Origin of the sequence: Geothrix sp., from assembly GCF_020622065.1 — a bacterium.
In the GTDB taxonomy this organism is placed as follows: Bacteria; Acidobacteriota; Holophagae; order Holophagales; family Holophagaceae; genus Geothrix.
The window spans coordinates 1,277,481-1,290,514 of record NZ_JAHRYQ010000002.1; the positions used below are offsets into that span (position 1 = coordinate 1,277,481).

The window sequence follows — 13,034 nt, forward strand, 5'->3', positions numbered from 1 at the left end:
CAGCTCCAAGCCAGTGCACCCCTTCCCTTGGGTTCCATATCGGGCGTGGCCCTGCCGACTTTCCGCTGGGCCTGATGCTCATGGTTGCCAAGGTTGAGTGAAGAGCCACTGCCCATGGCATGTTCACGCGGCCCCTCCTGGGCCGCGCCCTTCGGACCATCACGCTCCGCGTGACGGTGGGCCTCCGCTCCTGCTTCGGCCTCAAGACCGCCGACTGGATCCTCGACCTCGGTCCCGAGGGCGGCGGCGAAGGTGGCCGCGTCATCGCCGTGGGCACGCCCGAGGAAGTGGCGCGGAAGAAGACCAGCGTGACGGGGAAGTACCTGGCGCCCTATTTGAAGTGATGATCAGCTCCAAGCCAGTGCACCCCTTCCCTTGGGTTCCATATCGGGCGTGGCCCTGCCGACTTTCCGCTGGGCCTGATGCTCATGGTTGCCAAGGTTGAGTGAAGAGCCACTGCCCATGGCATGTTCACGCGGCCCCTCCTGGGCCGCGCCCTTCGGACCATCACGCTCCGCGTGACGGTGGGCCTCCGCTCCTGCTTCGGCCTCAAGACCGCCGACTGGATCCTCGACCTCGGTCCCGAGGGCGGCGGCGAAGGTGGCCGCGTCATCGCCGTGGGCACGCCCGAGGAAGTGGCGCGGAAGAAGACCAGCGTGACGGGGAAGTACCTGGCGCCCTATTTGAAGTGATGATCAGCTCCAAGCCAGTGCACCCCTTCCCTTGGGTTCCATATCGGGCGTGGCCCTGCCGACTTTCCGCTGGGCCTGATGCTCATGGTTGCCAAGGTTGAGTGAAGAGCCACTGCCCATGGCATGTTCACGCGGCCCCTCCTGGGCCGCGCCCTTCGGACCATCACGCTCCGCGTGACGGTGGGCCTCCGCTCCTGCTTCGGCCTCAAGACCGCCGACTGGATCCTCGACCTCGGTCCCGAGGGCGGCGGCGAAGGTGGCCGCGTCATCGCCGTGGGCACGCCCGAGGAAGTGGCGCGGAAGAAGACCAGCGTGACGGGGAAGTACCCGGCGCCCTACCTGAAATAGGGATCAGGCCGGGAAAGAAATCAGGCGTAGAGATCGACCCGCTGTCCGGTGCCGCCCGCCTGGGCCACCAGCTTGGCCATGTCGGCCCCCTGCTCGGCCTGGATGTCGATGACCTTCTTGAGCACGCTGACGACGACCTCGTTCTGGGTCTGGAGCTGCTTCTGGGCGGAGATGGCGGCGAGGGTGATGTCCACGGGAACCTCAGTGGGCCTTATCGGGCCCTTGGCTTGCGGACTTGAGCGGCCCGGAGGAGGGCCGCGGCGTCCTGGACCGGGATCCGGGCCTCGGTGGCGGCCTTGTTCTCGGCTGCAATGGCTTCAAACACTTCGCGTCGGTGGACTTGAACGCTTCGTGGGGCCTTGATGCCCAGGCGGACGCCTTCCTTCGTGATGCCGAGGACGATGACCTCCACCTCGCCCCCGATGACGATGGATTGATCCGGCTTCCTCGTGATGACGAGCATGGTGGGTCAGTCCTGGGGGAGGATCGGGAATCGCAGGGGGTATTTCTCGGCGTTCAGCGCGATCTGGAAGCCCACGCGGGTCTTCACATTGACGACCAGGGGCCCGGCCAGGTTCGTGGTCATCCGCCGGGGATCCTCGGGAATCACCACGAGGGTCAGGATCAGGGCGTCCTCCGGGACCTCAAGGCCCAGGGCTTCGGCGTCTTCGTCGCCCAGGGGCACGGCGTAGTCCTCCTGGATGCCCGCCGGATCCAGGCAGGTGAAGGCGATCTCCGGAGACTCCACGGACTGGAGGAACTTCAGGGGGTAGCCGTCCCGGGGCTCGAAGAGCCGGAAGGTCGTCAGCTGGGGGAAGCCCAGGAGACCCTTGGGAAAGGTGAGGAGGATGCCGTCATCGGTCGTGGTCATGGTCGCTCGGTGTTGTTCCAGATCAATCCATCGGACGAATCAGCGTCCTCCTGAGTTTCAAGTCCTCCCTCGCGGAAGACCTCCCAGAGGGCTTCCGCGCGTTTGCGGCGGAAGCGCGGGTTGGGGATGGTGCGCTCCAGGGCCTCCTTGGAGGCCGGGGGATGCGCCAGGCGGGCCATGAGCCAGCGGTTGCCCAGCTCCATGACGGCCCCGACATCGCCTTCGTTGCCCCAGGCCCAGCGCAGGGCCGTGAGCTTCTTGGCCCGTTCCACGGCCAGGTCGCCCAGGTGCCTGACCTTGTCCACCACGGGGTCATGCTTGGGGGGCACATAGGCCCGTACCCGCTTCAGCAGGTGTCGCATCTCCTTGGGCAGGCTGGCGAGCCGGGGGCCGATCTCCGGATGGTCCCGCTTGGCATCGGCCTCGTCGGCCAGGATGCGCAGCAGGGGCAGGAGCAGGGCCGCATCGCGGCTGGCGTAGCTGATCTGGGCGTCCCGCAGGGGGCGCAGCATCCAATTGGAATCCTGTTCCTCCTTGGGGATGTCCAGGCCCAGCTTGAGCTTGGCCATGGTCTTGAGGCCGGGCTGGGGGTAGCCGAGCGCGCGGGACAGCAGCATGGTGTCGAAGATGCTGTCGGGCACCACATCGTAGATCCGCTTGAAGACGATGCCGTCGCCGGAGAAGTCGTGGACGATCCAGGGCACCTGGGCCATGGCCTGCAGGGCGGGCCGCATGAGGTCGTCGAGGGCCAGGGGATCCACCAGCCAGGCCTGGTCGTGCGTGGCGACCTGCATGAGGGCCAGCACGCAGTGGTGCATGCCCGTGAGGCTGCACTCGATGTCCACGGACAGCACGCCGGCCGCGTGCCACAGGGGGAGCGCCTCCTGCAGCTTCTCGGGCGTGTCCACGAAGGTCGTGGGAAGGTCGAAGTGATCGAGCACCATCCGGCCAGTATGGCAGTCCGGTACCATGATCCTTCGTCACGATCTGCGAGGCCTCATGAACCGCTCCCTCTTCTGGACCACCTTCGCCACCGTATTTCTCGCGGAAGTGGGCGACAAGACTCAGCTGGCGGCCATGACGGCCACCGTGCGCAGCGGCCAGATCTGGACCGTGTTTCTCGCCGCCAGCGCGGCCCTGGTCTGCGCCACGGCCATCGGCGTGGCCCTGGGCGGCGTCCTGTTCCGCTACATCCCGGAGGCCGCCATCAAGTGGGCCGCAGGATGCGCCTTCATTGCGGTGGGTCTGTGGGTGCTGATCAAGGGCTGACCTCCGGGCCCGCTCCCGGACCTGCTTCAGGCCCGATCCGCCTCTTCTACGACGGTGGCTGCGGCTTCTGCCATGCGGCGGTGCGCTTCATCGCCCGGCGCGATGCGGCAGGCTGCATTCGGTTCGCCCCCCTGGGGGGAGCCACCTTCCAGCGACAGATTCCCGAGATGGATCGCCGGAACCTGCCGGACAGCCTGGTGGTGCTTTCCCCGGAGGGCCGCGCCTTTGTGCGCTCGGACGCCGTGATCCACCTTCTGCGGGCCCTGGGCGGCACCTGGGCGGTGGGAGGCCGCCTGCTGGCGGTCGTTCCCCGGCCCCTCCGGGACGGCGGGTACAACCTGGTCGCCCGCTTCCGCGCACACCTGTTCCGGCCGCCGGAAGGGGTCTGCCCCCGCCTGCCTCCCGCGCTCCTGGACCGCTTTGATCCTTAGGGTCTGGTCCCGGGCGCCGCCGGCCCCCGCCGCAGCGTGAGGATCGCGATCTCCGGAGGTGCGGCGATGCGGATGGGCAGGCCCACCACCCCGAGCCCGCGGCTTACATAGAGCAGGTCATCCCCTTGGCGGTAGAGCCCGTCCGTGCGGGGGCCGATGAGGTGCGCGCTGCTGAAGCCGGGGATGGGGTTGATCTGGCCCCCGTGGGTGTGGCCCGAGAGCGTGAGGCGGGCGCCGGCTTCCAGCGCGCGCTCCCACTCGCTGGGGCGGTGGTTCATGCAGATGCGGAAGGCCTCGGCGGGCAGGTCCCGGGCCGCTTCGGCGGGGCGCGGCCCGGGGCCGAAGACCATGCGGCGGAAGCGTCCGTTCCGCGCCATCGGATCCTGGAGGCCGAGGAGGGCGAGGGTGGCCCCGTCGCGCCGAATCAGCGTCGAGGCGTTCTCCAGGCAGCGGATGCCCTCGGCTTCCAGATCCCGCCAGATGGGACGCGGATCGTCGAAGTAGTCGTGGTTGCCCAGGATCGCGAAGGTACCCAGCGGCGGAGAGAAGCCGCGGAAGGCCTCCAGCAGCGGTTCCAGTTCGTCGGGGCGGCTGTCGACGAGATCGCCCGTGAAGAGCAGCAGGTCCGGCCGCTCGCGCTCGGTCAGCTCCCGCCAGCGGCGGAGGAGGCTCGGGCTCACCAGGGGGCCGGCGTGGAGGTCGCTGAGGTGGGCGATGCGGAGGCCATCCAGTCCCTCAGGCAGGTCCGGAAAGCCGAGGGCCCGGCGGGTGATCTCGGGGTCGCCGTAGGCCTGCCGCGCGCCTCCGGCCCCCAGGGCCACGGCGGCGCCCGTGCTCGCCAGGGCGGCGGTCTGCAGGAAGGCTCGGCGGCTCAGGTCCACGGCGCCGTCGCCGACCTCTGCGCCGGGTTCCTCTGGGCGGTTCCTTCGCCAGAACCGCCAGGTACCCTCGGCCAGCATGCCGGCCAGCAGGTGCAGGACCGTGAAGGCCTGGAAGTAGAAGCCCCCCCGGGCCAGGGTTCGCAGCCACGGCAGGGCGCCATGGCCGCCCAGCCCCAGGATGCGGAAGCCCGCGAAGAGCACGAGGGGCACATGGATCAGGCCCAGAATCCACGGCAGCCAGCGCCGGTAGGGGGCGGCCACCTCCAGGCGCAGCAGCCGCAAGTGCAGCCACTGGACCAGGAAGATGAGGACGAGCGAGATCAGGAAGGGCATCAAGGGCTCAACAGAAGTACTACGGTCTCACGATCACGCTGAGGGTCCCCACAGTACGGTGCTTCATCGGCCCATCCAAGGGGCGATGCAGGCCCAGGGTGAAGCTCAAGTTGCCGCTCAGGCGGCGAAGCACATCCAGGGGCAGGCCCAGGCGGCGGCTGTCCAGTTCCAGCCCCGCCACGCGCTGGGCGGCGGGCCGGGGCTGGGCCCCGTCCCACACCGTCGAATGCTCCAGGTAGGCCTCCAGGGGCCCGAGGCCCAGCTCGCCACGCAGGCGGCGGAGGCGGTCCCCCGTGGCGGTGTAGGCCGGGAGCGCGGCCTGGGTCACGCGGTTCGCGTCCAGGGCCGAAGGCAGCAGCGAGGTGGCCACGCCCCCCAGGTGGAAGCGGTCGAGGGCGGTGGGGTCGCCCGTGATCCGCCCCTCTTCCAGCCGCACCGTGAGGGGGCTCCAGGGATTGAGCCAGCCCAGGGTGAGGGCGGCCCGGGTCAGGTTCCAGGTCTGGCCCGCGGTGCGGCCGCGCTGCTCGCGGAGGGCCGCGCTCAGGAGGACGCCCTGATCGTCGCGGCTCCAGTGGTTGCCCAGACCCGCCTCCACGCCCCCGAGAGACCGATGGGTGGTCAGTCCGTCCGGACCTTCGACGCGCTCGAAGGCCACCACGGGCCGAATGCGCGCCCGGGGCCGGCCCAGGTCTTCCCGCTCGAAGGCCAGCTCGGCGCCCCGGCGTTCACGATCGAAGCCCGCCGCCGGTACGAAGCGCTGGCTCGAAGGGCGTTCGAGGAGCGAGAAGGCCTGAAGGGAGGGAGCCCACCGCCACCCGCGCCAGGCGACCCCCGCCATGCCCCCGCGGGGGCCGGCGCCATCGCCCAGCCCCGCCAGGACCTGCCAGTTGAGGCGGTGGAGCAGGTCATTGCCCCCGAAGCCGAGCTGAGCGCTGAAGCCCGAGGGCGCGGCGCTGTACCCGGCGAGGGCAAAGGCGTCGTGGCTTTCGCCGACGCGATACGGATGGGGCTCGACGGGCACCGAGGCGGGCAGGGGGCTGGGCTCGTCGGTAGGAGAGAGGATGGCGCCCGCCACCAGGGGCGCCGGGTCCATCCAGGATGGCGGTGGAGCCGCGGGGGGCGGCTGCGTGACCTCCAGGCGGCGGATCTCGACGCCCGAGGCGGTGAGCCGCGTGAAGTAGATCCACTTGCCGTCCGGCGTGGCCACAGGGTTCCACGCGGCGGCCAGGGTCCGGGTGAGGGTCCGGCCCTGGGCGTCCACCAGGTTCCAGATGCCGTCGATGTCTTTCCATCCCGGGCCCCCCTTCGCCGGGGCGGGTGGGGTGAACTTTCCGGGCCGGACGCTGGTGCCGAGGATCCAGCGATACGGCTGGGCCTGCAGCACGCCTTCTTCGTTGGGCAGGCGGAGCTGGAAGCCCACGGTGTCGGCTCCGAGCCAGACCGGCTTCCAGGGCAAGGTGCCCTGCAGGCGGGGAACCCGCCGAGTGGGGGCCACGGTGGGGGTGGCGGGGGCATGGTCGGGGGGCTCGTCCGAGGCTGAGGGGGCGGCTTTGGGAGCGGGCTTCGGAGCGTTCAGGTCCCAGAGGTAGAGGCCGGGGTGTTTCGGATCCAGCACCCGGGCCAGGAGCTTCGTGCCATCCGGGCTCAGGGCCAGGTCGCTGACCCAGCCGTTGAGGCGGGTGAAGACCTCGCCCTCGCGCAGGCCCTGCGCCTTGGCCCGGCGCTCCAGCTCCAGGGCCGTGTGGGTCAGCTCGGCACAGAAGCGCTGGTAGCCGTCCTTGGGGCCGAATCCGAAGGTGGCGGTGAAGGCGGCCTCGAAACCGCGCGTTCCGGCCAGGCGGGTCCACAGCCCCTGGAGGACCTTCGGATCCGTGGACTTCGTCTCCAGCCAGGCCAGATAAGCGCTGCCCCCCAGGTAGGCCATGCTGCCACCGAGGAAACCGTCGGTGCGGCTCAGGGCTTCGTAGGTGGGCAGCTTGCCCTCCAGGGCCCACTGGCGCAGCACCGCGGCGCGGATGGCGCTGTGGGGCCGGCCGCTGCCCGTGAGCTTGCCTTCGATGAGGGTGGCGTAGCCCTCGGTGACCCAGCGGGGCGACTTTTCAGTGAGGGGGCCGAGGACGGCCGTCCAGCGCTGCCACAGATTTGGCTTGCGGGCGGGGCGCAGCAGGTGGTGCATGTGCCCCAGTTCGTGGACGACCAGGAGTTCGGCCCAGCCCCGGTGGTGGCCGATGATGGAATCGGCCTCGGGTTCGGTCTTCCAGAGCACCACATGGGGGCGCCGGAGCAGTGGGAAGGCCATGCCGTTGGCCTCCATCACGGGATCCTGGATCAGAATGTCGATGGGCTGACCGGGTTTCTCATAGGCGAATCCCACGAGTCCCAGGTACTGGGCGTGGATGCCTTCCACCCGGCTCGCCACCTCCCGGCCGAAAGACTCGAAGGCCGCGGGGCAGTGGATCCGGTAGTGGGCCGTGCTGAAGGTGAGCCAGCGGGCGTCCGGCGCCTGGACCGGGGGCGCCGCCTGGACCAGGGCGGACAGAAGGGCGATGCCGGCGGAGAGGGATCGACAGTTCATGACACCAGTGTGCCCTTTCGCGGGGGATCCTTCCTGCCTTCCCTATACGGGCGGGGCCGGACAGCTGATAGCGTCTTACCCATGTCCCGCATCCGGATCCTGCCCGACCAGGTGGCCAACCAGATCGCCGCCGGGGAGGTGGTGGAGCGACCCAGCTCGGTGTTGAAGGAGCTGGTGGAGAATGCCCTGGATGCCGGCGCGCGCCGCATTGAAGTGGCCTGGGAGGAGGGTGGCAAGCGCTTCCTGGAGGTGGCGGACGATGGCTCGGGCATGGCCCGGGATGACCTGTACCTGGCCCTGGAGCGCCACGCCACCAGCAAGGTGCGCACCGCGGAGGATCTGGGGCACCTGGCCAGTTTCGGGTTTCGTGGCGAGGCCCTGCCCAGCATCGCCAGCGTCAGCCGCTTCGACCTCACGAGCGCGGAATCCGAGGGTGCGGGCCACCGTCTTCGCTGCGAATTCGGCGTCATCAAGGAGGTGGCGCCGGTCTCCCGCAGCCGAGGCACCACCGTGGCCGTGCGCGACCTGTTCGCCCAGCTGCCGGCGCGGCGCCGCTTCCTGAAGTCCACGGATACGGAACACGCCCAGCTCTGGGGCGCCGTGGCGCGGCTGGCCCTGAGCTCGCCCGGGGTCCACTGGACCATCCGCCCGGATCGCGGCGCGCCCCTGGTGCTGCCGCCCGTGGACGACCCGGGGCAGCGCCTGGCGCCGCTCCTGGGCGAGAAGCTGGGCCGCCTGGTGCCCTTCGTGAACGGAGAACGCCCCTGGCGTCTGCGGGGCTTCGTGTCGCCGCCGGATCTCAGCTTCCGCGACCGCAACCACCTCTACCTCTTCGTGAATGGCCGGGCCGTGCGGGATCGCCTTCTGCTGGCGGCGCTCTCCGAGGCCTGGTCCGGCACCTTCGCCAAGGGCTCGTACCCGGCGGCCGTGCTCTTCCTGGAGCTGCCTCCCGAGGCGGTGGATGTGAATGTGCATCCCACCAAGGCTGAGGTGCGCTTCCGCGAACCCCAGCGCATCTTCGCCTGGGTGCGGGGAGGCGCCGAGGAGGCCTGGGCGAAACTGCGTGGCGGATTGGCGTCGGTGCTGGAGCTGCCGCCCAAGCCCCTGGAGGCCGAGTTCGAGCTGGACCCTTCGCGCCGGCTGGTGCCCCAGCATCCGCGGCTCTGGTCCGATCATTCGGGGGGAGCCCTCGGGGGGTACCGGGCCCTGGAGGAGGCCTTCGGCACGCCACCGTCGGACGCCGTCTATGCCTACGAACCGGCGCCCTCGGGCGTGGCGGAGGGCCCGGATTCAGAGGCGGGCATCCGGTACCTGGGGGCCTTCCAGCGGACCTACCTGCTGGCGGAGATCACTGGCCCTGCGGGGCCCGAACTCTGGATCGTGGATCAGCATGTGGCCCATGAACGGGTGCTCTTCGAGCAGCTCTTTCTGCGCCGCCATGCGCCCGCCATCCAGCCCCTGATGCCGCCCCAGGTCGTGCAATTGGGGCCGGAAGCGCTGGCCCGCCTCCTGCCCTTCCTGGCGGAACTGGCCGCTGCGGGCGTGGAGGTCGATCCGTTTGGGGCCGATGCCCTGGTCGTGCGCGGCCTGCCGGATTTCCTGGTGGATCGCGACCCGCAGGCCCTGCTGGAGGATCTGCTGGCCCGGCTGGAGCGGGAAGGGCGCGTGGACCTCGACGCGTTCCGCCGCGACCTCAACGCCGAACTGGCCTGCCGCGCCGCCATCAAGAAGCACCACGCACTGCCGCCCGATCTGGCCCTGGGCCTCATCCAGGACCTCCTCGCCTGCGAAGTCCCCAACACCTGCCCCCACGGCCGGCCGATCATCAAGAAACTGACCCTGGAGGACCTGGAGCGGAGCTTCGGGCGGAGGCTTTGATCGGGCCCCCGGAAGGCGCCCTGGCCTCAACAGGGTCAAAGCTGCCCAATTCTCAGCCCATCCCGGAGGAAACCCGATGGGATCCCCAACCAGCGAGGGAGCTTCCATGCAGGCCGTGATTCTTTGTGGGGGGAAGGGCACGCGCCTTCGGGAAGAGACCGAATTCAAACCGAAACCCATGATCCGCGTGGGTGACCAGCCGATCCTCTGGCACATCCAGAAGCACTTCGCGACCCACGGGGTCAGTGACTTCGTCCTGTGCATGGGGTACAAGGCCGAGCTGATTCGGGACTATTTCCTGAACTACGATCTCAACCATTCCGATGTGTTGCTCGAGCTGGGCACGAAGCATGTGGTGCCGCTGGAGGCCGGGTACGAGGAAAGGAACTGGCGGATCTGGATGGTGGACACCGGGCAGGAGACCAATACGGGCGGGCGCCTGAAGCGCATCCAGAAATACATCCAGGGGCCGACCTTCCTGGCAACCTACGGTGACGGCGTGGCCGATGTGGATATTCCCCGACTCCTGGCCTTCCATGCCTCGCATGGGAAGTTAGCGACGGTGACGGCTGTGCGTCCCAGCTCCCGATTCGGCGAACTGGGCCTGTCGGGCGACAGCGTCACCCTCTTTGCGGAAAAGCCCCAGGTGCGGGAGGGGTGGATCAACGGCGGCTTCTTCGTCTTCCAGCGGGAAGTCCTCGATCTCATCGAGGGAGACGAGGACTCTCTGGAATTGGGCCTCCTGAGGAAGCTGTCGGAGCGGGACGAGCTCCGGGCCTACTTCCACGAGGGATTCTGGCAGTGCATGGACACCTACCGGGAAATGGAGCTGCTCCAGGATCTGTGGCATTCGGGGCATGCTCCCTGGAAGACCTGGTGATCCAATGGATTTGGGCGAAGCCTACCGCGGCAAGCGCGTCCTGCTGACTGGGCACACCGGGTTCAAGGGGGCTTGGCTGGTCCTCTGGCTGCGGCGCCTGGGGGCGGAAGTCGGGGCGGTCGCCCTGCCCCCGGGCACCGAGCCGAACCTCTGGTCCGCCCTCGGCCTCGAGAAGGAGGTGCGCTCGGAGTATGCAGACATCCGCGATTCCGGACGGCTGCGGGCCCTGGTGGACACCTTCCGTCCGGAACTCGTCTTCCACTTGGCGGCCCAGGCCCTCGTGCTTCCTTCCTACGAAGATCCCGTGGGCACCTTCGCCACCAACCTCATGGGCACGGTGAATCTCCTGGAAGCCTGCCGCCACCAGCCCTCCATCCGGGCCATGGTGGTCGTGACCAGCGACAAGTGTTACCGCCAACCCGGGAGGCGCCCGTTCCGCGAGGACGATCCCCTGGGTGGGGAGGATCCCTACAGCGCCTCCAAAGCCTGTGCCGAACTCGCCACGGCCGCTTATCGCCATTCCTATTTCCAGGAGGGGGTCGGCCTCGCCACGGTCCGGGCAGGCAATGTCATCGGAGGCGGCGACTGGGCGGCCCACCGGTTGGTCCCGGACCTCGTGCGCGCCTTCCAGCAGGGGAGGACCCCCGGGATCCGGCGGCCTGAAGCCCGGCGGCCCTGGCAGCATGTCCTGGATCCCCTGGATGGCTACCTGCGCCTCGGGGCCAAGCTGGCGGCTGAGCCGGGACCCTGGTCCGGGCCCTGGAATGTCGGCCCCACCCCGGAGCAGGCCTGGACGGTGGCCCAAGTCGCCGATGCCTGCTGCCGGGCTTGGGGGGGGACGGCGAGCTGGATTCGGGAAGATACTCCCTCTGGGCTGGAGGCGGAGCGGCTGGAACTCGACGGTTCCCGGATCCAGGAACGGCTGGGTTGGACGCCGCGATGGACCGTGGAAGCGGCGATTGAGCGGAGCGTCCGATGGTACCGGGCCTTCGCGGATGGGGTGCCAGCGCGCGTCCTTTGCGAAACCGATCTGGAGGCCCGCGGATGAGCCACCTGACCTGCCGCATCTGCGGCTCACCCCTCGAGTTGAGCTTGGTGGATCTGGGTACGAGCCCTTTGGCCAACGCTTACCTCAGGCCGGAGGACCTGGAACGGTCCGAGGTGTACCACCCTTTGCATCCGCGGGTTTGCGAGTCCTGCTGGCTGATCCAGCTCCCCGCCTTCGAGACACCCGAGGCCCTGTTCGGGCACTACCTGTATTTCTCCTCCTTCTCGGATGCGTGGCTTGCTCATGGTCGTGCCCTGGCCACCGAGGCCATCCGGGACCTCGGACTGGACACCCGGAGCCGCGTGGTCGAGGTCGCCAGCAACGACGGGTACCTGCTCCAGTATTTCAAAGAGGCGGGAGTCCCGGTCCTCGGCATCGAGCCCGCCGCCAATGTGGCCCAGGCCGCCGCGGCCAAGGGTATTCCGACGCTGACCCGGTTCTTTGGGACCGAGCTCGGCGAGGAGCTGGCGCAGTCGGGGCGTCAGGCCGATCTCCTGCTGGGCCTCAATGTCCTGGCCCATGTCCCGGACCTGCATGATTTCACGGAGGGCCTGCGCCGGGCCCTGGCGCCCCGGGGCACGCTGGTCCTGGAATTTCCCCACCTGTTGGAGCTGATTCAGGGCCTCCAATTCGACACGATCTACCACGAACACTTCAGCTATCTGAGCCTGCTGGTCGTGGAGCGGCTCTTTGCGGAACATGGGCTGGCTGTCTTCGATGTGCAGCGTCTCTCCACCCATGGGGGGTCTCTCCGCATCCACGGATGCGGCTCTGCTGATCCCCGGGCCGCCCATCCCTCTGAGCGGTTGCGCCTCCTGAGGCGGCTGGAGCACGAGGCCGGTCTCGACCGGAAGGAAGGCTACGCGGGATTCCAGGCGCGGGTGTGGGACCTGAAGAACGCCTTGCTCACCTTTCTCATCGACCAGAAACGCGCGGGGCGAGTGGTCGGGGCCTACGGGGCTCCAGCCAAGGGAAACACCTTCCTGAATTTTGCCGGGATCGGACCGGATCTGATCCCTTTCACGGTGGACCGGAGTCCGCACAAACAGGGCCGATTCCTTCCGGGAAGCCGCATCCCCATCCTGGCACCCGAGGCCGTGGCTGCCCGGCGGCCGGATTTTCTGCTCATCCTCCCCTGGAACCTCCGAGAGGAGATCCGCGAGCAGATGGGCCACATCCGCGGGTGGGGAGGGCGTTTCGTGACCGCCGTCCCCCGGCTGGAGGTAATGGCGTGAACTTCCTGGAGACGCCGATTCCCGGGGCCATGGTCATCGAGGCCGACCGGCACGAGGACGACCGGGGTTTCTTCGCCCGGGTCTATTGCGAGCAGGCCTTCCGGCAGGCGGGGCTGCCCGTGACCTGGCCCCAGTCCAGCAGCGTGTGGAACCGGCGGAAGGGCACCCTCCGGGGCCTGCACTTCCAGGAGGCGCCCCATCAGGAAGCCAAGCTGGTGCGGTGCGCGGTGGGACGGATCTTCGATGTCATCGTCGATCTCCGTTCCGGGTCACCCACCTACCGCCATTGGTGGGGTGTGGAGCTGAGCCGGGAGAACTTGAGGACCCTCTTCGTCCCCGTGGGCCTCGCCCACGGCTACCAGACGCTGGTGGATGACTCGGAGATCCATTACATGATCTCGGCCCTTCATGTCCCTGGGGTGGCGCGGGGCATCCGCTGGGATGATGCGGATCTCGGAATCCCCTGGCCCCAGGGGGATCCGGTGCTGTCCGAACAGGATCGCGCCTGGCCGGATCTGGGTGCGTGGCATGCGGACAAGCTGAGGGAGAAGGGGGAACACCATGACTGAACGGGCCCTGCCGGTATTCAGACC

Annotated in this window: 16 protein-coding genes; 10 read left to right on the plus strand and 6 right to left on the minus strand. The window is 68.8% G+C overall.

Annotation, left to right across the window (positions count from 1 at the left end):
* Positions 1-119 precede the first annotated feature (119 nt).
* From QZ647_RS15325 to QZ647_RS15335, 3 genes are all read left to right on the plus strand, one after another.
* Positions 120-344 (plus strand): hypothetical protein, encoded by a 225-nt coding sequence (locus QZ647_RS15325; RefSeq protein ID WP_291272994.1) that lies wholly within the window; start codon positions 120-122, stop codon positions 342-344.
* A 123-nt stretch (positions 345-467) separates the two neighbouring features.
* Positions 468-692 carry a hypothetical protein gene (locus QZ647_RS15330; protein ID WP_291272994.1) on the plus strand — a complete coding sequence of 75 codons (225 nt, stop codon included), beginning with the start codon at positions 468-470 and terminating at the stop codon, positions 690-692.
* 123 nt (positions 693-815) lie between these two features.
* Positions 816-1,040 (plus strand): hypothetical protein, encoded by a 225-nt coding sequence (locus QZ647_RS15335; RefSeq protein ID WP_291272995.1) that lies wholly within the window; start codon positions 816-818, stop codon positions 1,038-1,040.
* A 20-nt stretch (positions 1,041-1,060) separates the two neighbouring features.
* On the opposite strand, the gene QZ647_RS15340 is transcribed toward QZ647_RS15335, so the two are convergent.
* The 4 genes from QZ647_RS15340 to QZ647_RS15355 are packed head-to-tail and all read right to left on the minus strand — an operon-like array spanning position 1,061 to position 2,882.
* Complete coding sequence (locus tag QZ647_RS15340) at positions 1,061-1,234, minus strand: YjfB family protein (protein ID WP_286354430.1); 174 nt, start codon at positions 1,232-1,234, stop codon at positions 1,061-1,063.
* 17 nt (positions 1,235-1,251) lie between these two features.
* On the minus strand, positions 1,252-1,503 hold the full coding sequence (gene csrA, locus QZ647_RS15345) for a carbon storage regulator CsrA (RefSeq protein WP_291272996.1): 252 nt from the start codon (positions 1,501-1,503) through the stop codon (positions 1,252-1,254).
* A 6-nt stretch (positions 1,504-1,509) separates the two neighbouring features.
* On the minus strand, positions 1,510-1,911 hold the full coding sequence (locus QZ647_RS15350) for a flagellar assembly protein FliW (protein WP_286354428.1): 402 nt from the start codon (positions 1,909-1,911) through the stop codon (positions 1,510-1,512).
* Entirely contained in the window at positions 1,908-2,882 is a 975-nt protein-coding gene (locus QZ647_RS15355) for a hypothetical protein (protein ID WP_291272997.1), read from the minus strand. Before QZ647_RS15355 ends, QZ647_RS15350 begins: the two co-directional genes overlap by 4 nt.
* A 28-nt stretch (positions 2,883-2,910) precedes the next feature.
* On the opposite strand from QZ647_RS15355, the gene QZ647_RS15360 reads away from it, so the two are divergent.
* On the plus strand, positions 2,911-3,180 hold the full coding sequence (locus QZ647_RS15360; protein ID WP_286354426.1) for a TMEM165/GDT1 family protein: 270 nt from the start codon (positions 2,911-2,913) through the stop codon (positions 3,178-3,180).
* Positions 3,159-3,611, plus strand: a complete 453-nt coding sequence (locus tag QZ647_RS15365) for a thiol-disulfide oxidoreductase DCC family protein (RefSeq protein ID WP_291272998.1) — start codon at positions 3,159-3,161, stop codon at positions 3,609-3,611. The genes QZ647_RS15360 and QZ647_RS15365 overlap by 22 nt, the downstream gene beginning before the upstream one ends.
* Here the strand turns inward: QZ647_RS15365 and QZ647_RS15370 are convergent.
* Positions 3,608-4,825 carry a metallophosphoesterase gene (locus QZ647_RS15370; protein ID WP_291272999.1) on the minus strand — a complete coding sequence of 406 codons (1,218 nt, stop codon included), beginning with the start codon at positions 4,823-4,825 and terminating at the stop codon, positions 3,608-3,610. The genes QZ647_RS15365 and QZ647_RS15370 overlap by 4 nt on opposite strands.
* A gap of 19 nt (positions 4,826-4,844) precedes the next feature.
* The gene (locus tag QZ647_RS15375) at positions 4,845-7,400 is read right to left on the minus strand and encodes a hypothetical protein (RefSeq protein WP_291273000.1); all 2,556 of its coding nucleotides are present in this window, start codon (positions 7,398-7,400) and stop codon (positions 4,845-4,847) included.
* 81 nt (positions 7,401-7,481) lie between these two features.
* Between QZ647_RS15375 and mutL the strand changes: the two genes are divergently transcribed.
* From mutL to rfbC, 5 genes are all read left to right on the plus strand, one after another.
* Complete coding sequence (gene mutL / locus QZ647_RS15380) at positions 7,482-9,278, plus strand: DNA mismatch repair endonuclease MutL (protein WP_291273001.1); 1,797 nt, start codon at positions 7,482-7,484, stop codon at positions 9,276-9,278.
* Positions 9,279-9,384: 106 nt separating this feature from the next.
* A complete protein-coding gene (rfbF, locus tag QZ647_RS15385) occupies positions 9,385-10,158 on the plus strand; it encodes a glucose-1-phosphate cytidylyltransferase (protein ID WP_291273002.1) in 774 nt (257 codons plus the stop codon).
* 4 nt (positions 10,159-10,162) lie between these two features.
* Positions 10,163-11,206: a CDP-glucose 4,6-dehydratase gene (rfbG, locus tag QZ647_RS15390; RefSeq protein WP_291273003.1), complete on the plus strand. Its 1,044-nt coding sequence runs from the start codon at positions 10,163-10,165 to the stop codon at positions 11,204-11,206.
* Positions 11,203-12,441: a class I SAM-dependent methyltransferase gene (locus QZ647_RS15395; RefSeq protein WP_291273004.1), complete on the plus strand. Its 1,239-nt coding sequence runs from the start codon at positions 11,203-11,205 to the stop codon at positions 12,439-12,441. Before rfbG ends, QZ647_RS15395 begins: the two co-directional genes overlap by 4 nt.
* The gene (rfbC, locus tag QZ647_RS15400; RefSeq protein ID WP_291273005.1) at positions 12,438-13,010 is read left to right on the plus strand and encodes a dTDP-4-dehydrorhamnose 3,5-epimerase; all 573 of its coding nucleotides are present in this window, start codon (positions 12,438-12,440) and stop codon (positions 13,008-13,010) included. Before QZ647_RS15395 ends, rfbC begins: the two co-directional genes overlap by 4 nt.
* Positions 13,011-13,034 lie beyond the last annotated feature (24 nt).